General features: G+C 72.1%; 15 protein-coding genes. 8 read left to right on the top strand and 7 right to left on the bottom strand.

From position 1 onward, the window contains the following. Positions 1-82: 82 nt before the first annotated feature. The gene (locus WMF24_RS35995; RefSeq protein ID WP_437731975.1) at positions 83-439 is read left to right on the top strand and encodes a hypothetical protein; all 357 of its coding nucleotides are present in this window, start codon (positions 83-85) and stop codon (positions 437-439) included. Positions 440-522: 83 nt separating this feature from the next. Then, on the top strand, positions 523-1,473 hold the full coding sequence (locus tag WMF24_RS35990; RefSeq protein WP_437731974.1) for an RHS repeat domain-containing protein: 951 nt from the start codon (positions 523-525) through the stop codon (positions 1,471-1,473). Between the two features lie 201 nt (positions 1,474-1,674). Here WMF24_RS35990 and mscL read toward each other — a convergent pair whose 3' ends face one another. Beyond that, complete coding sequence (gene mscL / locus WMF24_RS35985) at positions 1,675-2,127, bottom strand: large conductance mechanosensitive channel protein MscL (protein ID WP_437738893.1); 453 nt, start codon at positions 2,125-2,127, stop codon at positions 1,675-1,677. Between the two features lie 390 nt (positions 2,128-2,517). On the opposite strand from mscL, the gene WMF24_RS35980 reads away from it, so the two are divergent. Then, positions 2,518-3,123 (top strand): 5-formyltetrahydrofolate cyclo-ligase, encoded by a 606-nt coding sequence (locus WMF24_RS35980; RefSeq protein WP_437731973.1) that lies wholly within the window; start codon positions 2,518-2,520, stop codon positions 3,121-3,123. Between the two features lie 147 nt (positions 3,124-3,270). Continuing rightward, complete coding sequence (locus tag WMF24_RS35975; protein WP_437731972.1) at positions 3,271-6,048, top strand: hypothetical protein; 2,778 nt, start codon at positions 3,271-3,273, stop codon at positions 6,046-6,048. A 255-nt stretch (positions 6,049-6,303) separates the two neighbouring features. Here WMF24_RS35975 and WMF24_RS35970 read toward each other — a convergent pair whose 3' ends face one another. Next, positions 6,304-6,633 carry a PilZ domain-containing protein gene (locus WMF24_RS35970; protein WP_437731971.1) on the bottom strand — a complete coding sequence of 110 codons (330 nt, stop codon included), beginning with the start codon at positions 6,631-6,633 and terminating at the stop codon, positions 6,304-6,306. Positions 6,634-6,790: 157 nt separating this feature from the next. Here WMF24_RS35970 and WMF24_RS35965 point away from each other — a divergent pair, with 157 nt between their 5' ends. Both WMF24_RS35965 and WMF24_RS35960 read left to right on the top strand, forming a co-directional pair. Then, entirely contained in the window at positions 6,791-6,967 is a 177-nt protein-coding gene (locus WMF24_RS35965) for a hypothetical protein (RefSeq protein ID WP_159397796.1), read from the top strand. 1,142 nt (positions 6,968-8,109) lie between these two features. Continuing rightward, positions 8,110-10,017 (top strand): right-handed parallel beta-helix repeat-containing protein, encoded by a 1,908-nt coding sequence (locus WMF24_RS35960; protein ID WP_437731970.1) that lies wholly within the window; start codon positions 8,110-8,112, stop codon positions 10,015-10,017. A gap of 188 nt (positions 10,018-10,205) precedes the next feature. On the opposite strand, the gene WMF24_RS35955 is transcribed toward WMF24_RS35960, so the two are convergent. The 4 genes from WMF24_RS35955 to WMF24_RS35940 all read right to left on the bottom strand — a co-directional run bounded on the left by WMF24_RS35955 (position 10,206) and on the right by WMF24_RS35940 (position 16,665). Continuing rightward, complete coding sequence (locus WMF24_RS35955) at positions 10,206-12,083, bottom strand: hypothetical protein (protein WP_437731969.1); 1,878 nt, start codon at positions 12,081-12,083, stop codon at positions 10,206-10,208. 535 nt (positions 12,084-12,618) lie between these two features. Beyond that, positions 12,619-14,673 (bottom strand): M3 family metallopeptidase, encoded by a 2,055-nt coding sequence (locus WMF24_RS35950; RefSeq protein WP_437731968.1) that lies wholly within the window; start codon positions 14,671-14,673, stop codon positions 12,619-12,621. 163 nt (positions 14,674-14,836) lie between these two features. Then, positions 14,837-16,015 carry an acyl-CoA dehydrogenase family protein gene (locus WMF24_RS35945; RefSeq protein WP_437731967.1) on the bottom strand — a complete coding sequence of 393 codons (1,179 nt, stop codon included), beginning with the start codon at positions 16,013-16,015 and terminating at the stop codon, positions 14,837-14,839. 86 nt (positions 16,016-16,101) lie between these two features. After that, entirely contained in the window at positions 16,102-16,665 is a 564-nt protein-coding gene (locus tag WMF24_RS35940) for a CAP domain-containing protein (RefSeq protein ID WP_437731966.1), read from the bottom strand. 405 nt (positions 16,666-17,070) lie between these two features. Here WMF24_RS35940 and WMF24_RS35935 point away from each other — a divergent pair, with 405 nt between their 5' ends. Further along, positions 17,071-18,255 carry a hypothetical protein gene (locus WMF24_RS35935; protein WP_437731965.1) on the top strand — a complete coding sequence of 395 codons (1,185 nt, stop codon included), beginning with the start codon at positions 17,071-17,073 and terminating at the stop codon, positions 18,253-18,255. A 43-nt stretch (positions 18,256-18,298) separates the two neighbouring features. On the opposite strand, the gene WMF24_RS35930 is transcribed toward WMF24_RS35935, so the two are convergent. Next, the gene (locus WMF24_RS35930) at positions 18,299-19,354 is read right to left on the bottom strand and encodes an AraC family transcriptional regulator (protein ID WP_437731964.1); all 1,056 of its coding nucleotides are present in this window, start codon (positions 19,352-19,354) and stop codon (positions 18,299-18,301) included. An 86-nt stretch (positions 19,355-19,440) separates the two neighbouring features. Between WMF24_RS35930 and WMF24_RS35925 the strand changes: the two genes are divergently transcribed. Next, positions 19,441-20,493 (top strand): Rieske 2Fe-2S domain-containing protein, encoded by a 1,053-nt coding sequence (locus WMF24_RS35925; RefSeq protein ID WP_437731963.1) that lies wholly within the window; start codon positions 19,441-19,443, stop codon positions 20,491-20,493. Positions 20,494-20,539 lie beyond the last annotated feature (46 nt).

Genomic DNA, 20,539 nt, shown 5'->3' with positions numbered 1-20,539 from the left:
GAGCGAGCATCCGAACGCGCATATTCCGCTGTCGGACTGGTTAAAGTGGAGCAGCTGGAATGCGCCTTGATAGGTGATGTTGATGAATGATGATAAATATTTGCGAGAGCGTGTGCGGGAGGTGCTGACGCTGCTGTCGAGCCCGCAGTTGCAGCGTGCCTACCAAGCACGGGCTCCCGATGTGAACGTGGCAGAAGAGCTGTTTAATCAATGGGACGATTGGTATAGGCCAGAGAGTGCCGAGCATGGATCTCAGTTCTCTGCGGATGAGATCCGCGTGCTCGGGGAGTTCGGCGATGTCATCGATGCCATCGCCGATGAAACGCCTCAGGTGCTTCCTCCACTGGAAGAATTTATGCAGACCGACGCGTGGAAGCGGCTGTGTGCCGAAGCGCAGAAGGCTCTGGGGGCACTGGCTATCCAGTGGCCATCAATTTGATGGTGCTGGCTGGACGGGTCGCGGACGCGGAACAATGTGTCCAATAGTGCGCTTCTGGGGCAGCTGGAGACGGCGAGCGGCGGGTGCACCTGCACCATATCAGCGGCGAGGAGGAGACGGCCTACCACGACCAGCACCTGACGCTGCGGGACGGTCGGTTCATCACGAAGCACATCTACGCGGGGCAGACGCGCATCGCGAGCAAGATGGATCCGGACTGGTTCCGGGACCCGCCGACGATCTACTACCATCCGGACCACCTGGGCAGCACGAGCTTCGCGTCGAACAACGAGCAGACGCTGACGCAGCGGGACGAGTACTTCCCGACGGGGGAGCTGTGGATCGACGCGTCGGACTCGCGGTACGAGCTGCGGCGGGCGTACGTGCTCACGGGCAAGGAGCTGGACCAGGCGACGGGGCTCTACTACTTCGGGGCGCGGTACTACGACCCGCGGATGAGCGTGTGGCTGAGCCCGGATCCGATCCTGGACGAGTACATGCAGGGAGGTTGGGAGCGTGGTTTTGACATGAGCATCGGTAGAAGTGGTCCCGGCAAGGCCTTCGTGCAGGGGCTCCCTATCGACGAAGGCAAGGCTCTGCTACTCGGTGCCGACCTGTTCCGCTCGGTCGCGAGCGAGGAGCGTCCGGCCTGGATCGAAGGAGTACTCGAGTCGGTGCTCGCTGCGACCCAGCTCGACTTCATGGGGTTCGGGCAGACGATGGTGGCGATCTGTCGCGACAAGAGCGCATGGGGCACGGCAGAGGGCCTGTTCCTCGAGCTCAGGCGGGTCAGCTTGAACGCCGAGTACGAAATCTCACCTCTTGAGCGTGCGATGGTGGATCTCCTCGAGACCTCTACCAAGGTCGTCTTCAACGCGAGCGGAGCGCAGCCAGGCTTCGATGCCCACGCTGGAGCACGGGTCCTTCCGCTGGCGTGGCGCATCATGACGCTCGTCGCGGAGGATCCTGGACGAGATGCGGCGCTGCGCCGCGTTGAAGAGGCCCTGTGGCGTCGAGCCGAGAAAGGTCGATGAACCCGAGCTGAACCAGCTACGTCTGGTCGACGCAGCGCCGGAGGACGTGCGCTTCAATCAGGCGCTCTCTCCGACAGCGATCCTCTTCAGGGATGGTACGAGGCAGAACATGACGTCCGAGTGAACGGACCTCGCACCGGCGCCGGCGCCGGCGTCCTCCGGCGCCCGGGCAGCCTCCCCGGCCTCGCCCCGCCCGGCGCGCTACGCGCTCTTCAGCGTCGTCGTGCAGTGCCCGCAGCGCACCGCCTTGATGGGGATGCTCATCGCGCACTCGGGGCAGTCCTTCGTCGTCACCTCGGCCTCCTCCTGCTTCCGGTAGAGCTTGCCCATGAGCCGCATCAGCATGAACACGCAGAAGGCGATGATGAAGAAGCTCACCAGGTTGTTGATGACCTGGCCATACTGGAGGAGCACCGCGCCGTCCTTCAGCATGGCGTCGGGAGTGGGGTGGGGGCCGGGTCCGGCCGGGGCCTTCAGGACGATGTAGTGGCGGCTGAAATCGATGCCGCCCGTCACCAGGCCGATCGGCGGCATGATCAGGTGATCGACGAGCGACTTGACGATGTTGCCGAACGCCGCGCCGATCACGACGCCGACCGCCATGTCGACGACGTTGCCACGGATCGCGAACTTCTTGAAATCTTCCCAGAGCACCATCGAACACCTCCCGGCGGCCACGGCTTGTACTCCGGCTTGCGGCCAGAGATCCACCATCGACTCGTCCCCACCTGGGGCCGCCAGACCGCCGCGTCGCGAGCACGGGCGGCACGGCCGAGCTCATCCGTGGGCTCCCTGCCCGCACCCAGCGAGCTGCCGCTCCGCGCCGCGGCCACGCGCCGAGCGTCGGCGTGACGCCGGGCGTCGGCCTCACGCGCGGCGCCCGCAGCAACCCGGCATCGCGCAAGGCCCGGCATCCGCTCTCTCCACCCCGGCATCCGCCGCCCCGCCCGGCGCCTGCCCCGCCCGCCGCGCCGCGCGCCTCGGAATCCTGGCCGGATTTCCGACGCGCGAGACTACGATGCCCGCCGGAGGACCGACCCAGCCATGGACCCCGAAGCCGAGGCCGCCCTGCGCCACCGCGCGAAGGCCGAGCTGCGCAAGCGCGCCAGGGCGCTCCGCAGCTCCATCCCCGCCGACGCCATCCTCGAGCGGTCGCGCCGCATCCAGCGCGCCCTCGCGGCGCTGCCGGCCCTCGCCGCCGCCCGCCGCGTCGCGCTCTTCTACCCGATCGACGACCGCAACGAGGTCGACCTCCGGGAGCTCGACCCGCTCCTCCGCGGCCGCGGCGTCCAGGTGGCGTACCCCGCCATCGACCCCGAGTCGCGCGTCATGACCTTCCGCTTCGTCGCCGACCCCGAGGCCATGCAGGAGCGCGGCCTCGGCTTCCGCGAGCCGGACCCCGGCGACGAAGAGGCCGCGGCCCTCGACGTCATCGTCGTGCCCGCCCTCCAGATCGACCCCCGGGGGCACCGCATCGGCTACGGCGCCGGCTACTACGACAGCACGCTGCCGCGCTTCTCCCCGCCGGCCCAGACCGTGGGTGTCGCGTTCGACTTCCAGCTCATCGCCGAGGTGCCGACCACCGAGGGCGACGTCCCGCTCGGGACCATCGTGACCGACGCCCGCGTGCTCACGGCCGAGCCCGCCTAGAACACCGATCCATCACGGTCAGCGAGCGAGAAATGAACCGCCAAGGCGCCAGGGACGCCAAGAAGAAGACGAGATCTTGGCGCCTCGGCGGTTCGAGCGTCTGCTCGTTTCAGGCGGGCTCGACCCGTCTGTCGCTCTAGGATGCTTGTGAACCAGGTGGGAGAGGGGAGCGCGAGCGACAGGCACGTCCTCATCGCGGCGATCGCGTCCGGCGCCATGATCGCCCAGCAGGTCGCCGGCCGGGCCACCCGCGACGCCCTCTTCCTCGCCGCCTTCGGCGCCGCGGACGTCCCCAAGGTCATGGCCGCCGGCGCGGCGCTGTCGTTCGCCGCCGTGCTCCTGATCTCGCGCGCCCTGCTCCAGCTCTCCCCGGCGCGCGTCGTCCCCGCCACCTTCGGCGCGAGCGCCGTCCTGCTCGCCCTGGAGTGGGCCCTCGCCCTGCGCGCGCCCGCCGCCGCGGCCCTCGTGTTCTATCTGCACGTCGCCGTCTTCGGCGCGACCCTCATCTCCGCCTTCTGGTCGCTCGTCAACGAGCGCTTCGACCCCCACACGGCCCGCCAGTCCATGGGGCGCATCGCGGGCGGCGGCACGCTCGGCGGCGTGGTCGGCGGCCTCTTCGCCTGGCGCGCCAGCCACCTCATGGAGGCGCCGACCATGCTCCTCGCCCTCGCCGGGACGAGCGGGCTGACCGCCTGGGCCACGTACCTGCTCGGCCGGCACCTCCCGCGCCCGCCGTCCGCCAGCGCGGCCGGCGCCGCCGCTGCCATCGCCGCCGGCGGCGCCATCGCCGCGGGCGAGGAGCCCGGCGCCGGCGCGGGCACCGCGGGCGGCGCGGTAGCGGACGCCGCGGGCGCGGGCGGCGCGGTAGCGGACGCCGCGGGCGCGGGCGCTGACGCCGGTGGCGCCGCCCCCGCCGGCACGAGCGCCGCCCCCGCTGGCAGCGCCGCCCCCGCTGGCAGCGCCGCCCCCGCCGGCGCGAGCGCCAGCCCCGCGGGGCTCGGCGCGCTCCGCGACAACCCCCACCTGCGCGACCTCGCCCTGCTCGTCGGGCTCGGCGCCGTGAGCGGCGCCCTCTTCGACGTCGCCCTCAGCGCCGAGGCCGCCGCCGCGATGCGCGACCGCAACGAGCTGCTCTCGTTCTTCGCCCTCTTCCACCTCTCGGTCAGCCTGCTCTCGTTCCTCGTGCAGTCGCTCGCCGCCACCCTATCGCTCGACAGGCTCGGGCTCGCCGCCACCATGGGCATCCTCCCGGCGGCCGTCCTCGCGAGCTCCCTCTCCATCGTTGTCGCCCCGCGGCTCTGGGCCGCCTCCATCGTCCGCGCCACCGAGGCGGTGCTCCGCAACTCGCTGTTCCGCTCGGGCTACGAGCTGCTCTATACGCCGCTGCCCCCGGACCAGAAGCGGTCGATCAAGACGCTCATCGACGTCGGCTTCGACCGCATCGGCACCGCGGTGGGCAGCGGCCTCGCCATGGCCCTGCTCGCGCTCTCGCCGGGCGGGTCGCTGCCGCTCCTGCTCGGCATCGGCTCGGCCGCCGCGGGCGTCACGCTGCTCTTCACGCCGCGGCTGCACCGGGGCTACGTCGCCGCGCTCGAGGGCAGCCTGCGCTCCGGCGCCGTCTCGCTCGACCCGGCGAACGTCGTCGACGCGACGACCCGCCGCACCCTGAGCGGCACCGTCGACGCGCTCAGCCGCGACAGGGTCCTCGCCGAGCTCGCCGCGCTCCGCAAGGGGGCGGCGGCGCGGCCCGACGCCGGGTACGCCCCGGGCCGCGACGGCGACCGCGCATCGTACGCCGGTCACGCGGGCCCGCCGATCTCGGCGCGCCCGCCCATGTCGGGCCGCGCGCCGGTCTCTGCCGCGCCGGTCTCTGCCGCGCCGTCCGCTGCCGCGTCGGCCGCTGCCGCGTGGACCTCTGCCGCGCCCGTCTCGGCCCGCGCCCCCGCGGCCGGCGCGCGCGCGCGGGCCGACGGCGCAGGCGCCGACGGGCCGCTCTCGGCGCGGGCCGCGTCCGCGGCGCTCGCGGCCGACCCGGTGCTCGCGGCCACGGCCGACCTCCGCTCCGGCGACCCCGCGCGCATCCGCCGCGCGCTCGCCCGGGAGCCGGACCCGACGCTCGTGTCCCATGTGATCCCGCTCCTCGAGCGCGAGGGGCTCCACGTCGAGGCGATCCGCGCGCTCCGCGGCGTCGCCCAGCGCGCGACGGGCCAGCTCCTCGACGTGCTCCTCGACCCGGCCGTGAGCCTCGCCGTCCGGCGCCGCATCCCGCGCGTGCTCCAGGCCTGCCCCACCCAGCGCGCCGCCGACGGCCTGATGCTCGGCCTCGCCGACGACCGCTTCGAGGTGCGGTACCAGTGCGGCGTCGCGCTCGCGCGGCTGCTCCAGCAGCGCGCGCCGATCCACCTGCGGCGCGAGGACGTGATCGAGGCCGCCACCCGCGAGATCGAGATCGACCGCCGCGTGTGGGACGCCCAGCCCCCGAACGCCGCCCCCCCGGGGGAGGCACCGCCGGCCGAGCGCCTGCTCGTCGAGCGCACGAGCCGCAGCCTGGAGCACGTCTTCCGCGTGCTCTCGCTGTGCCTCGAGCGCGAGCCGCTCGAGATCGCCTACCGCGCGCTCCACGCCGACGACGCCCACCTCCGTGGGACCGCGATCGAGTACCTGGAAAACGTCTTGCCGACGCCGATCCGCGAGAGCCTCTGGCCGTACCTCGGCATCGGGACGGCCGCCCCCGCCGCGCCGCGCGCCGCCGAGGCGCCCCGCGCCGCCGAGGACGCCGCGCGCGCCGCCGAGGCGCCCCGCGCCGCCGCGCCGCCGCGCGCGCCGCGCCTCCCCGAGCAGGCGCTCGACGAGCTCCGCCGCTCCGCCGCCAACATCCCGCGGGCCTCGATCACCGCCGCGCGCCGGCGGAAGGCGTCGACCTAGGCGGCGCGACAAAAAGAAAAAGCGTCGCCGGGGCCCGGGGGGGGGAAGGCCGCACCAGCAACGCTGGTCAGGGAATTAGCAGCCCGCGTGCCACGGTCGGAAGAGCGAAATGCAAAGCAATTTCGCGATGATGTCCCGGGCGCACGCCCCGGCGTTGCACTCCTGCGATTTCACCCTTGCAGGCGCGCACTGCGGCGCGGGCGTGCGGCGGCGGCGCGGGCGTGCGGCGGCGCGCGCGGCCCCGCGGGGCGCCGCTCAGTGGAGCGGCTCGCGGCGCCGGGACTTGTCGTCGAGGTGCTCGGCGATGGTGAGCCGGTCGGCGTCGCTCATGACAACGAAGCGGACGGCGAGCAGGTTGTCGCGATCCCACACGGGCCGGGCGCGCAGCCGGATGGGGCGCCCCACCCCGAGGTCGAGCTCGAACGGGGTGACGGCGGGCAGCGCCCGACCCGCGAGCGCCGGCGCGCGCTCGACGACCATGCCCGTGGGCGAGAGATCGATCGCGCGGCACCGGTGCCGGTGGCCGTCGACGAGCGCCGAGACGGGGAAGTCGACCTGCGCGCGCGCGCCCTGTCTTCGATCCATGCGTTCCTCCTGGAGCACCACGTGCCGGCCCCGAGCGTAGGCCGCGCCGCGCGCCCTGGCCAAACATCGGGCAGGCGAGCCCCGCAGCGCCGCCTCCGCGGCGGCGCGATCGCGGCGCGGGTGCGATATGCTGGCCCGGCGAAAGGAAGGTCTGGCGATGCCCACGTGCCGTGAGTGCGACAGCGAGGTCGACGAGCTCAAGACGATCAAGGTCGGAAGCAAGAAGAAGAAAGTCTGCGAGGACTGCGCCGATCGCGCGGCCCAGGAGGGCGCGATCGCCGAGGAGAGCGAGGCCGTCGTCCAGCAGATGATGGGCTTCAAGGGAAGACGCTGAGTCCGACGGCCGCGCACGGCGCCGCGGACTCGGCGGAACACCGCACAAGCGCGGGAGATGCCGGCGCGCCGATGCACGGAAAAGTCCTCGAGATCACGGCGCTCTTTCGTCCCTCGCGGCCTCTGCCGTCCCCGTCGAGCGAACGAGCGAAGCGACGCTGTGGCATGGATTGAAGAGGAAGTCAGGAATCTCCGAAGGAAGTTCAGATGGTCCTCCGGAAACCTGTCGTTATTTCCCGTATTCTTTTCTGTTCCTGACAGCCCGTTCAGTTTTTCCGTCGCGGCCATGAGTTAATTTTTCGTGGCTGGCCGCCCTGCGAACGGCGCGCCCGCCTCGCAGATGCGGCGGATCCTCTCGTGAAGCGCCGACCCGCCGTCCCGCCGGGCGATCTCGCGCCGGATCGCCTCGAGCGCGTCGCTCGGCAGGCTCCGCGCTCGCGCACACGTCCACGTCAATCGGCCTGCTCCGTGCGGCGCCGGGCCTCGCCGTCGCCGGCGTCGTCGACTCCACCTCGATCGCGCGCCGCCTGTGCGCGATCGAGGCGCCCTGCCGCTGCTCTTCGCGCCGTGATCGACGCGCGCGGTGAGCTCGCCGACACCCGCGCATTCGCCGATCGATGACCGCTGAAACAGAGCGTGTGGGGAGCGAAGGATACAGCCTTCATGCGGTCGTGGACATCGCCGCCGATCTCGACGGTGCAGGGGCAGGTAGGCAAAGGTCGTCGAGCGGCCTGGAGATCATGACCACGAGGGGTGTTTCCCAACACTTCCGCGCATTTTTGCCCGTGTAGGAGCAGGCGGGCGGACGCTTCAATTATGTCCATCATAGAAGCGGTCGAACTGCTCATTGCAGTTTTGCAGCGAATTTTTGCAACGTTGATGTGAAAAGCAGCTCAGGTGTGCGACCTAATTGGCTGATGGTTTGGTCTCCGAAAGCATTTCGTCTTGACCCTTCGTGCCGTTCCAGGAATAAGTTGTCTCACGAGAGCGCCGGTATCCGCCCCTTTGGTGCTGAATGGAGTGCACCGATGGTTCGTGGCGTGGAGGCATACAGCGGGAGGCTCCTCTTCTGCCCCCTGTTGCCTTCGGCCGTGACGGTCCTGTTCACCGCAGGGGTTCGACGACGCCGGGGGAGAAAAAGCCATGCATTCGATTTTTCAGGGCTTTGGGTCGCGGTCCTTTGCCGTCGGTAAGTTCATCGCCTCGGTCGCGGCGGTGTCGGCCTTCGGCTTCGGCTGCGCGCCGCTCGACGAGGACGTGACCGCGGAGGATCTCGACGCGGAGGAGCAGGCCGCCGGGACGGTGCACCGGGTAGGCCCGACGCGGACCTTCAAGACGCTCGCCGACGTGGTGGGCCGGCTCGCGCCCGGCGACGTGGTGGAGGTCGACGGCAACGCGACGTACCCGGGCGACGTCTGGCTCAAGAAGGGCGGCACGGCCAGCGCGAAGGTCACGATCCGCGGCGTGCGCGTCAACGGGAAGCGGCCGGTGCTGAAGGGCGGCACCAACACCATCCACCTCAACGGCAACCACGTCGTGATGGAGGGGTTCGAGGTGACGGGCGGCACGTCCCGCTGCATCTTCACCCACGGCCACGACCTCACGATCCGCGACACCGTGGTCCACGACTGCCCCTCGCACGGCATCCTCGGCGCCGACAGCGACTCGGGCTCGCTGACGCTCGAGTACGTCGAGGTGTACAAGTGCGGCGCCGGGGAGACGAAGCACCCGATCTACATCGCCACGGATGAATCGAAGTACCCGGGCGCCGTGTTCCGGATGCAGCACAGCTACATCCACGACGCGAACGGCGGCAACGCGGTGAAGACCCGCGCGGAGCGGAACGAGATCTATTACAACTGGATCGAGGGCGGGTACTGGAAGGAGCTCGAGCTCATCGGGCCCGACGGGCAGGATCCGGGCCTCGCGCGCGAGGACTCCGACGTTGTCGGCAACGTCTTCCGCAAGACGCGCACGCAGTACGTCGTGCGCATCGGCGGCGACGGCACGGGCGAGACGAACGGGCGGTATCGGTTCGTGAACAACACCTTCCTGCTGGCGCAGGGGTCGAAGGCGGCCATCCACCTGCACTTCGGCGTCGAGAGCGTCGAGCTGCACAACAACGTCTTCCACCGCGTCGGCGGCGGGACCCTCGACGTGTTCCGCGACGACGCGGACTGGGCGACGGGCCGCCCGATCTTCAAGGGCGTCAACAACGCCGTCCCGACGGGGGTGAAGGAGAAGTTGCCCTCCGGCTTCACGGGGACGCTGGTCGTGGACGACCCCGGCTTCACGGGCCTCGCCAACCGCGACGTGTCGCTGCTCTCCTCGAGCCCCCTCCGGAACGCGGGCGTCAGCTCGATCCAGGGGATCGCCGGGCGCGAGATCAAGTCGCCGCTCGCGCTGCCGATGTTCCACCCGCCGAAGGCGGTGCTCGCGGCCCCGGGCACCGCGCTCCAGCGGACCGCGGTGGGCGCTGTCGACATCGGCGCCTTCGAGTTCGGCTCGGGGGTGGCGGCGCCGACGCCGACGGAGCCGTCGGAGCCCGAGGAGCCGGAAGAGCCGGCCGAGCCGACGACACCAGGGCAGGGGGCGGCGTGCCCGTCGGTGGACGCGGGCGAGTGGGTGAACACGCCGCTGACGACCCAGTGGGGCACCTTCACGGCGACCTGGGACGTGACGCCGAGCTCGTCGAAGCTCGACGGCGTCGTCGGCCTGTCGAGCGGCGCGGCGGATCAGTGGACCGAGCTCGCGGCCATCGTGATCTTCGACGAGCAGGGGAACGTCCGGGTCCGGAACGGGTCGAGGTACGAGGCGGCGAGGACGTTCCCGTACTCCGCCGGCACGACGTACACGGTCCGGATGGTCGTCGAGACGGCGTCGAAGCGGTACTCGGTGTACATCCGGCCGAAGAACGGCGCCGAGGTGCAGCTCGCCAACCGGTACGCGTTCAGGACCGAGCAGGCGCAGGTCCGGTCGCTCAACAACTGGGCGATGACCCAGACCGTGGGGTCGGCGTCGCTCTCGGCCTGCAACTTCTCGATCCGGTGATGTCCGGGGAGGGCCGGCGAGCGAGCGCCGGCCCCTCTGAAGGCCCGTCCAGTTGGGCCCGGCCCGAGGAGACGGTGCTCTCCGCGCGGCGCGAAGGCCCCGCCGGGCTCGCGTGAGACAGAGCTCCTCCGGCTACGCCGGGGGAGCTCTGCCATCTGGGCTCAGACATCGGCCCTCCCCGCGCCACGTCACCGCACGTTGAAGCCGTGGCGCAGGACCGGGAAGACGCCGAGGTAGAGGCTCTCCGGGGGTGCCCCGACGGTCGGCCAGCCGTGATCGGGGTGCATGGCTTCGAGCTCGGCGACCTGGCCCCGGAGGAAGTGGCGATAGAAGTACACGAAGTTGTGCTCGCCGTTGGAGCCGTCGTGATAGCCGTGGTTCGAGCTGCCGTGCAGCCCGTGGATGCCGTTGTACGAGCGCAGCGTGTTCCGGTTGTAGCCCTCGTAGTTGTGCATCACCTCGTGGAGGAGCACGGCGTTCGGGACGCCGTTCCCATCGCCGGTGTAGGTGGTGGGGATCGCGAGGTACCGGTCTTCCCAGGCCCACGAGAGGTTCGTGACGTCGTGCACCAGGGAGCGGTCGGCCCGGTGCTGCGGGATGAAGAGCACGATCATGTCGTAGTCCGACAGCAGGTGCTCGGTCGGGTACTCGCTCCGGAAGCGCCCGGTGTCCCACCCATCATGGCCCGGCTCGTAGATCGGCACGTCCTCGACAGGGGGCAGCACATCGACCGTCCACCTGGCGAGCCCGTACGACAGCGGTTCGACCCATCGATCGCTCGTCGCTCTCGCCTGCGTCAAGAGATTCTCGATGTCGCCCTCGGAGAGCACGCCCTCGTTCGACGGGTCCGCCCCGCCGAGCGACGCGCTGTAGTTGATGCTCCGCCGGATCGGCAGGATGCCGATGCGCGTGTCCTCCTGGATCCCGAGCGGCGAGCTCGTGGTGATGTCGACGTTCACGGGCGACGCGCCGACGGTCACGCTCTGCTCCCGGTAAGAGCCCGTGTAGTCGTACGGCGGCGACTCGGTGCCGAGCCCGACGCCGATCGTGTAGCTGCCCGGCGGCAGCGAGAGCGTCGTGGGCGTGCTGAGCCCCGTGTAGACATCGTTCACGTACACCTTGCCGGGCTGCGCGCTCGCCGCCGTCACGGTGACAGGCTGGAGCGCGGGCCGGTTGGGGGTGCTCACGTCGACGTTCAAATCCGCCACGATGCCCTGCCGGACCTTCTGGCCGTTGCACAGGGTCGCGGGGCACGCCGCGTTCGCGACGAGCTGGTTGTCGACCCAGACCTCGACGCCGTAGTTCATCGGTCCTCCGGTGCTGAGGGCCTGAATCCGGAGATCGTTGTCGCCGCTCCCGAACCAGTCGCTCACGTCGATGCGCTGGCCGATGCTCGGATCGGCGCTGTGGAACATCCTCCGCTGCAGGCCGTTCACCCAGAGGACGAGCCTGTCGTTCGCGCTGGAGACGCGCAGCTCCACCTTCGAGTGGCCGGCCTGTGTGCCACCGACGAAGCGGAGGTTGTCGATCACGTAATCGGTCGTCGTGTAGGGGACATTCAGGACGATCTTGAACGTCAGATCGCTGTAGGTCTGGCTCAGGGCCTGGACGACGTTCGCCGGAAGGTTGAACGAGATCGGGCTGAACGTGCCCGCGGGCAGCCCCGCGAGGTTCACCTGGCCCAGCCAGACGGTGTGCACGCCTCGTGACGGGATGTTCACGACGAGCTGCGCGTTGCCGAAGGCGGGCGATACAGGCGCCTTGAGGTCGAAGGCGATCGTCGAGGTGACGCCCGACACCGTGGTCAGCGGCGCGGACTGGAGCTCGACGAAGCTGAAGTTCCGCACGGCCAGCGCGGAGCTGCCCTGGGAGTGATCGAGGCTCGCGCTCTTCACGGCGCCCGAGGCCGTCCAGTCGGCCGTGCTCTCGAACCCGAGCACCGACGCTGGGGTCGCGAGGGCCTGCGCCGCCTCATCCACGATCTGCTCTTCCGTGTCGGCACCGTGTGCGCAGGCCGCCAGCACGAGCGCGCACGAGGTCGTCATCATGAAACGTGAGTGTCGCATTCGAAGATCTCCTTGGGATCGGCGGGCCGTTGTTCGCTCCGAAGCGATTTGCGCTCCTGAGCCAGCTCCGCCCTGCGCTGCATCGGTTCGGCCCGCCCCCTCGGGGCGAGCGGCCGTGGCAGCCCGGTTGGTCAGGCGCCATCGCAATCGGCATGCCGCCAGGTCGCGTGAGCGTCCTTCCGGCGAGAGCGGGCGGCGCGACGAGGTGTGCGCGGCGTACGAGCGGCTGGCGCGCCATCGAGCTCGCCCCCTCCGGTCCTGCGCGCGCGTGGCAAGCCTTGCCGCGCTGGCAAAGTTTGCCGGCCCTGAGAGGCAATGGGACGGCAAGGGTTGCCATCGCGCCACACGCCCGCGCTCCGGCCAGGCCAGGGCCACTTCCGAGGCTCCGCGGGGACGGGGCTCCCTGGTCAGCCGACCAGCGCGATCCCGAGCTGAAAAGAGGGGGACGGAGGCGGCCCTTCACCGACGCATTCGTGGCAGGCGTCGTGAGCGTGCGACGCCGGCGCCGGGCGGCCCGGGGGGCCGCCCCGGGGGATCAGGCGAGGCCGCTGCGCTGGAGCAGGGCGTCGAGGGTGGGCTCGCGGCCGCGGAAGCTCCTGTAGAGGTCCATCGGATCCTGGGTGTCGCCGAGCGCGAGGATCTGGCTCCGGAACGCGTCGCCGACCTTGCGGCTGAACAGGCCCTCCTCCTGGAAGCGGGAGAAGGCGTCGGCGTCCAGCACCTCGGCCCACTTGTACGAGTAGTAGCCGGCCGCGTAGCCCACCGGGTTCGAGAAGAGGTGCGAGAAGCCGGCGATCATGGCGTAGCCCTCGGGCAGCGGGACCGGCGAGAAGCGCGAGAGGACCTCGCGCGCGAGCTCGATGACGTCGCCGTGGTCGGGGCCCCAGTCCATGTGGAGCGCGAGGTCGATCTCGGCGAAGCCGAGCTGCCGCATCGTCGCGGCGCCCGCGCGGAACGTGCGGGCCGCGCGCATCCGCTGGAGCAGGTCGTCGGGGATGGGCGCGCCCGTCTCGTGGTGGCGCGCGAACAGGTCGAGCGCCTCGCGCTCCCAGCACCAGTTCTCCATGATCTGCGAGGGCAGCTCGACGAAGTCCCAGGCGACGTTGGTGCCGGCGAGGCTCCGGATCGGCACCCGGCTGGAGGCGTGGTGCATCATGTGGCCGAACTCGTGGAACAGCGTCTCGACCTCGCGGTGGTTGAGCAGCGCGGGGCGGCCGCCGACAGGCGGGGTGAAGCTGCCGGCCAGGACCTCGAGGTGGCGCGGGTCCTCGCCGTCCGCGCGCCCGTCCTCGGGCGGCGCGCCCGTGACGAGGCCGTGCATCCAGGCGCCGTCGCGCTTCTGCTCGCGCGGCAAAAAGTCGAGGTAGAACGCGGCGCTCTGCGCGCCGTCGGCCTCGATGAGCTTGTAGGCGCGGACGCTCGGGTGCCACGTGGGGGCGTCCTGCCAGGGCACGATGCGCACGCCATAAAGGCGGTGGGCGATCTCGAACAGGCCGGAGACGACGCGGTCGAGCGGGAAGTACGGGCGGAGCGCCTCGTCGTCGAAGTCGTAGCGGGCGCGGCGCAGCTTCTCGGCGTAGTAGGAGACGTCCCACGGCGCGAGCGGCGGCGCGCCGGGGCCCTCGAGCTCGCGGCGGAAGGCGGCGAGCTCCTCCTTCTCGCGCGCGAAGACCGGCTCGGTGCGCGCCCGCAGCGTCTCGACGAAGCGGCGCGCCTCGGCGCCCGCCTTGGCCATGCGATCCTCGAGGACCAGATCGGCGAAGGTCCTGTAGCCGAGCAGCTTCGCCTTCTCGCAGCGGAGCTCGAGGATGCGGCGGATGATCGGGCGGTTGTCGTGCTCGCCCTCGGTCGCCCGCGTGTTGTAGGCGCGGTAGAAGCGCTCGCGGATCGCGGCGTCGTCGAGGTGCGTGAGCACGGGGATGTAGCTCGGCGCCTGCAGGGTGAAGCGGTAGCCCTGGATGCCCCGGTCCTGCGCGCTCTGGCGGGCGGTCTCGACGGCGCTCGGCGGCAGGCCGGCGAGGCGGGCAGGGTCCTCGATCACGAGCTCGAAGGCGTTCGTCGCGTCGAGGACGTTCTGCGAGAAGCGCAGGGTGAGCGTCGCGAGCTCGACGTCGATCTCGGAGAGGCGCTTCTTGCCGGCAGGGTCGAGCTCGGCGCCGCTCCTGCGGAAATCGTCGAGGGTCTTCTTGAGGAACCGGCGCCGCGGGCCGGTCAGCGCCTGGGCCTCGGGCGTGGCGGCGTACGCCTTGAGCGCGCCGTAGACGCCCTCGTTCAGGGCGATGCCGCTGAGGAACTCGCTGACCTCGGGCTGGACGGCGTTGTAGGCGGCGCGCAGCGCGGGGGTCGTGGCCGTCGACTCGAGGTGCGAGACGACGTTCATGGCGCGCTCGAGCCGCTCGGTGACGGCCTCGAGCGCGCCAAGGGTGCTGTCGTAGGTGCGGGGGCCGGGCGCCGCGACGAGGGCCTGGAGCCGGGCGCGGGCGTCCTCGAGCAGCGCGCGCACCGCGGGCTCGACGTGCTCGCTCCGGATGCGATCGAACGGGATCTCGAAGCCGAGAGAGAGCAGGGGATTGTCGGTCGCTTCGGTCATATCGCTCCTGGTTGGGCCCCCCCGGGGGGCCGGCGGACGGGGCGTGGCGCCGGCTACGGTCGGCCGGCGCGCAGCCCTCCCTTGGTAAAGGCACCGGCGGGGATTGGCCAGTGCCGGCGTGACGGAGCGCGGGCCGGCCGGCGCGGGCGGCCCGCGGGGGCGGCTAGAGCCCGAGCCACCGCGCGACCACCGTGGCGAGCACGTCCGACGTCCCCGAATGGATGCTGCCGCCCAGCGCGTCGTCCACGGCCGACGGGAGGCCGCTCTCCTCGAGGTAGCCGGCGCCGCCGCGCAGCCGGAGATCGTCCAGCGCGAAAAGGACGGCTGAGTCCGCCACGTGCCACTTGGCCAGCGCGGCCTCGGCCTGGCCGCGCTGGCCCCTGTCGAGCTCCCAGGCGGCGCGGTAGACGAGCAGGCGCGACGTCTCGAGCCGCAGCTTCATCTGCGCGACGCGGTGCGCGACGGCCTGGTGGCGCGCGATCGCCTGGCCGCCGATCTCGCGCTCGCGGACGAAGCGGACGGCCTCGCCGAGGGCGCGCTCCATGGCGCCGAGGCGGAAGGCGAGGATCAACGCGCGCTCGTAGGTCATCGCGATCTGGAAGACGGCGAGGCCGGCGCCGGCGCGGCCGAGGAGCGCGTCGGGGCCGACCTCGCAGCCGCAGAACGACACGGGCGCGAGCCGCGCGCCGCGGAGGCCGGCCGTCGCGAGCGGGGCGCCGACGCGGACGCGCGCCGCGGAGGCCGCCGTGCCGGCGCCGGCGCGCGCCGCGCCGGGCTCGCCTGCGCTCGCGCGGGGGACGAGCAGCGCCGTGAGGCCGCGCGCGGGCGCCTTGCCGGCGTCGCCGCCGCCGTCGCGCGCGACGGCGAAGTAGACGTCGGCCCTGTCGGCCCAGGTCACGTACCGCTTCTCGCCGGTGAGGCTGTAGCCGGCGGCGGTGCGGTCGGCGCGGGCCTCGACCGAGGCGACGTCCGAGCCGGCGCCGGCCTCGGTCGCCGCGACGGTCGCCATGCAGTCGCCGGTCGCCATCCGCGGCAGCCACGCGCGCTGCTGCGCCGGGGTGCCGACCCGGGCGAGCAGCAGCGCCACGCCGAACAGGTGCGCCCCCGCCGCGAGCAGCACGCCGCCGTCGCGCAGCGTCGCGCCGAGGCCCTCGTAGGCGAGCGCCGTCGTGACGAGGTCGAGGCCCTCGCCGCCGAGCTCGCGGGCGATCGGCAGGCCGAGGGCGCCGCCCCGGGCGAGGACGCGCATGCGATCGTCCGGGGCCGCGGCGTCGGCCTCGGCGCCGAGGGCGCGCATGCGGTCGTACACGGCGCGCTGGGCAGGGGTCCAACCGAAGTCCATCGCGGCTGCGATACCAGAGCGGGAGGGGGGCGGGGAGCGCCTGCGCGGCGGAGGGCGCCTGTGCGGCGGCAGCGCGAGGGCGCGGCTCAGTAGGGGCGCTCGCCGATGAAGTTGCCGGGAGGGTCGTAGTTGCACACCCAGAGCTGCCAGGACCCGCCGCCGAACGGCGAGCCGTCCGTGCAATCGGCGACCCCGCAGCCGAGCCGCTCGGAGTCGGCCCAGACCACCTGGGTGTAATGGCCGCAGGTGGAGCTGCAGGCGTTCGTCGCAAGGTCGTAATTCGCCGCCTCGTCGATCCAGGCGGTGACGACGTCCTCGGGCGTCGACGGGCCGCTCGCCGCGAAGAGGTTTTCTCCGTAGCTGGACTCGCTATGACCGAACACGCACCGCTCGGCATAGGCCTGAGCCACCGCCGCGATCTCGGGCGACCACGAGAGCCCGGGCACCGGCGGGTCGGCGGGCGGCTCGACGGCGGAGCGCGCCCTGTTGTGGGCCGCGGTCATCCCGCTCATCCGGGACGGCTCGCCCGCCTGGCCGCCCGTCGACGGCTCGTCGTCGGACGAGCCGCCGCAACCTGCGGCGAGCGCGAGCACGAGGGGCAACCACGCGAGTCGGGCGGATCGGGCGCGCTGGGGGCCGAGCGTCTTCACCGGGGCATTGTCCTACGGCCCGGGCGAGCTCTGCAACGGTTATTCGATGATGGGCTGTGTGAACCCACGACGGGCCGTGTCATGGCGCGTCACCCTCGTTGCCTGGACGGCGCGACGGCCGCGACGCCCGCATCCGGGCGTGGCGCACGGCGGCCAGACAGCCGACAACAGATCTCGTCGTGCATTGCTGGCTTGCTGACGGGCCCCGCCCTAAGGTGGTTTCGAGAGCGGTGACAATTCTGCAGCGTGGCCCTTGTCAGCCGGGGCGATTTATGAGTTATTGGCCCTGCTTCGGCGGCGGCCGCCGAGTTCGCGAGGGAGCGGTCGCCCTCATGACCCTTTGCCGCTCTCCGTGGCGATCCGGCCGCCAGCGGCGCTCCCGACAGACAACCAAGGAGTTTCCTGATGAACATCCGTGTGACGTGGCGAATCGCGACATTCTCTCTGGCGCTGGCGGGGCTCTCCGTCATTCCTGTGATGGGATGTGACAAGGCCTCGGAGCTGCAGAGCGACCTCTGTTGTCGCGACTTCACGCCGGGCGCCGATCTCGCCACGGTCGAATGGGGGCTCGAGGGCGAGGCCGAGCTCAATTATGGTGCGTTCATGCAGTCCGTATCGGACTTCACCGGCGCCGCGGGAGCGATGGTGGCCGACGTGAGCAGCGCCTGTCAGGCGATCGCGCTGGATCTCGGCGCGGACGCGGCGACGATCACGGCCACCAGGCCGAGCGAGCGGGCGACGGCGTGGTGCGAGCTCGCGATCGACGCGATCGGGGACGCGGCGGGCGAGCTGACGTTCTCCTTCCAGCCGCCGAGCTGCACGGTCGACGCGAGCGTGCAGGCGAACTGCGAGGCGCGGTGCAGCGCCAACGTCGATTGCCAGCTCACCCCCGGGGAGATCATCGCGCGCTGCGATCCCGGCCAGCTCTCGGGGCGCTGTGAGGGGCAGTGCACCGGCTCGTGCGAGGGCTCGGCCAACCTCGCCGTCAACTGCGAGGGCACCTGCCAGGGCACCTGCGAGGGCGCTTGCGACGGCGACTGCTCCGCGACGACCGAGGGCGGCGACTGCCGCGGGCAGTGCAACGGCACCTGCACGGGCCAGTGCCGCGGCTCGTGCGAGATCGCGGCCGACGCGAACGTGGAGTGCAACGCCGACTGCTCGGGCTCGTGCGACGTCGAGTTCAAGGCGCCGAAGTGCAGGGCCCAGCTCAAGCCGCCGTCGGCCGAGTGTCAGGGCAGCGCGGAGTGCAGCGGCTCCTGCGAGGCGAGCGCGAGCGCGAGGGCGAGCTGCAAGGAGCCCGCGCTCAGCATCGCGGGCACGACCGACGTCGACGCGGTGATCGCGACGCTCCAGGCGAACCTGCCGCGGCTCCTCGTCGTCGCCCAGGCGCGCGGCCAGCTCCTCCTGTCCAACGCCGAGGCGGTGGTCGAGGCCGCGGGCAACCTCGAGGGCGCGGTCACCGGCAGCGTGAAGGCGGGGGCGTGCATCATCCCGGCCACCAACGCGATCACGCAGGCGGTCGAGAATATCGAGTCGAGCCTCACGGCCAGCGCCAACGTGATGGCCAAGCTCGAGATCGGCGGCCAGTGAGCGCGAGCTCGGCGGCGGCGCAGGCCGCGGCCGGGCCGCACGCTCAGCGCGGCGCGGCGCCCCTCTCGCGGGCGCGGAACGCCTCCGGCGTCTCGCCGGTCCAGCGACGGAACGCCCTGTGGAACGCGCTCGGCTCCGAGTAGCCGAGCAGGTACGCGACCTCCCCGATCGCCATGCCCGCCCCGAGGAGCGCCGCCGCGCGGCCGCGCCGGACCTCGTCGAGGAGCGCCTGCAGCGACGTCCCCTCGTCGCCGAGGCGGCGCTGCAGCGTGCGGGGGCTCATCCGCAGGCGCGCCGCGAGCGCGCCGAGGTCGGCCCCCTCGCGCAGCCGCTCGGCGAGGAGCGCCCGCACGCGGTCCGCGAGCGCCTGCCCGGACGGCGCCGCGCCCGGCAGGCGCGCCGCGAGGGCGCCCACCTGGCGCTCGAGGAACGCCGCGAGCGCCTCGTTCGCGTGCGGCAGCGGACGGCCGAGCGCCTCCGCCGGCAGCACCAGCTCGGTCTCGGGCGCCTCGAACCGGACCGGCGCGCCGAGCCGCCGCGCCTTCTCGTCCGGATCGCCGGCCGGCGCGTGGCGGAAGCGCACCGCGGCCGGCTGGATCGGGGCGCCGCTCATGCGCCCGCCGTTCACGAGCACGTCGAACGCGAACATCTCCGCCACCTGGCCGTGGGCCGGCCGATCGGGCCCGAACGGCGTGAAGCCGACGTGCGCGCGGCCCCCGCGGATCTCCAGCGTGTAGCGCTCCCCCTCGCTCCAGAGCTGCTGGTAGCGGAGCATCCGGCGGAGCGCCTCGCCGAGGTTCGGGCTGCTCATCGCCAGGAAGCCGAGCGCGTCGAGCTGCTCCGGCTGGAAGCGCGCCGCGAAGTCGAGGCCGAGGTGCGGGTCGGCGACAGCGGCCACGACCCTCTCGACGAGCGCATAGAACGCCTCGAGCGGCACGCGGGCGTCGGGGTCGTCGAGGGGGGCGGCCAGCAGGCCCGCGGCGTCGAGCAGCGCCGCGCGATCGGCCCCGCGCTGCGCGGCGTGATCCGCGAGCTGCCCGGCGAGGCGGGCCCAGATCGTCGGCGCGCGCTCCGGCGCCCGGGACGGCTGGCGCCGCATGTCAGCCCTTGTGGCGCGCGCTGTCACTGCCCTCCCGCCGGGCAATCCCCAGGATTGCAGGCGATCGGAGGAGCAGGAGGAGCACCATGCGAAGGGACAGCATCGAGAAAGGGCGCGGCGCGTTCGTCGAGGGCGCCTGGTACATCATCGCGGACGCGTCCGCCGTGGGCAAGCGGCCGGTCACCGTCGAGCGCTTCGGGACGCGCATCGTGCTGTTCCGCGACGAGCGCGGCGCGCTCGTCGCGGCGCGGGCGCGGTGCCCGCACCGGGGCGCGGATCTCGGCCTCGGGCGCGTCGTCGGCGGCGCGATCGAGTGTCCGTACCACGGCTTCCGGTTCGCCGGCGACGGGCGCTGCGTGGCGATCCCGTGCGAGGGGCGCGCGGCGAGGGCGGCGGGCGAGGGCCGCGCGGCGGTCGCGGGCGGCGCGGGCGACGCGCTCGCGCTGACGCGCTTCGAGGTGCGCGAGCACCGCGGCCTCGTGTGGCTCTACTGGGGCGAGCTGCCCGCCGAGCTGCCGCCTCTGCCGTGGTTCGACGACCTGCCGCCCGACCAGCGGCACGCCCACACGGCGACGATGGAGTGGGACGTGCCGTTCGCGCGCGCGATGGAGGGCATGCTCGACATCCACCACCTGCCCTTCGCGCACCGCCCGTGGGCCGTCGGCGTCGGCGCGCTGCTCGACCCGTACGAGGTCCGCGTGGAGGGCGACACCATCCACAGCGAAGGGGTGCTCCGCCACGACGACGGGAAGCCGTGGGACGGGCGCCGGGGGTGGAAATTTGCGCTGGAGGTGCGCTTTCCCGGGGTGCTGCGCCTGTGGTTCGGGGGGCGCATGGTGGGCGTGGCCGCGTGCGCGCCGATCGACGCGGGGCGGACGGCGATCGTTGGGCGGTACTACGTGCCGGTGCCGGTGGTCGGCCGCGCGCTGGCGTGGCTCGGGCTGTCGCTGGAGTTCCTGCTGATCCAGCCGGGCGACGAGCGGATGCTCGCGTCGTCGGAGCCGCGCCACGCGGACCTCGACGGGTGCCGCTTCGTGCGCGCGGACGCGGGGATCCTCGCGTGGCACAAGATGCGTCGGGCGCGGCTGAAGGCGCAGCGCGCGGGGGAGCCGCGCCGGCTGCCTGTCGACGCGGCGTGAGCGACGCCCGTCACTGTCGGCCTCGGCGCGCGGCCGCTCCATTACC

This window comes from Sorangium sp. So ce1335, from assembly GCF_051521615.1.
Classification (GTDB): Bacteria; Myxococcota_A; Polyangia; order Polyangiales; family Polyangiaceae; genus Sorangium.
Note: the sequence above shows the minus strand (reverse complement) of the source record. Positions and strands in the feature narration are given on the sequence as shown.

Excerpts from the sequence above, each read along its gene's own strand:
- WMF24_RS35980 (WP_437731973.1), top strand. The coding sequence starts at position 2,518 with ATGGACCCCGAAGCCGAGGCCGCCCTGCGCCACCGCGCGAAGGCCGAG.
- WMF24_RS35960 (WP_437731970.1), top strand. The coding sequence starts at position 8,110 with ATGCATTCGATTTTTCAGGGCTTTGGGTCGCGGTCCTTTGCCGTCGGT.
- WMF24_RS35945 (WP_437731967.1), bottom strand. The coding sequence starts at position 16,015 with ATGGACTTCGGTTGGACCCCTGCCCAGCGCGCCGTGTACGACCGCATG.
- WMF24_RS35925 (WP_437731963.1), top strand. The coding sequence starts at position 19,441 with ATGCGAAGGGACAGCATCGAGAAAGGGCGCGGCGCGTTCGTCGAGGGC.
- WMF24_RS35970 (WP_437731971.1), bottom strand. The coding sequence starts at position 6,633 with ATGGATCGAAGACAGGGCGCGCGCGCGCAGGTCGACTTCCCCGTCTCG.
- WMF24_RS35930 (WP_437731964.1), bottom strand. The coding sequence starts at position 19,354 with ATGCGGCGCCAGCCGTCCCGGGCGCCGGAGCGCGCGCCGACGATCTGG.
- WMF24_RS35955 (WP_437731969.1), bottom strand. The coding sequence starts at position 12,083 with ATGCGACACTCACGTTTCATGATGACGACCTCGTGCGCGCTCGTGCTG.
- WMF24_RS35950 (WP_437731968.1), bottom strand. The coding sequence starts at position 14,673 with ATGACCGAAGCGACCGACAATCCCCTGCTCTCTCTCGGCTTCGAGATC.
- WMF24_RS35965 (WP_159397796.1), top strand. The coding sequence starts at position 6,791 with ATGCCCACGTGCCGTGAGTGCGACAGCGAGGTCGACGAGCTCAAGACG.
- WMF24_RS35935 (WP_437731965.1), top strand. The coding sequence starts at position 17,071 with ATGAACATCCGTGTGACGTGGCGAATCGCGACATTCTCTCTGGCGCTG.
- WMF24_RS35995 (WP_437731975.1), top strand. The coding sequence starts at position 83 with ATGAATGATGATAAATATTTGCGAGAGCGTGTGCGGGAGGTGCTGACG.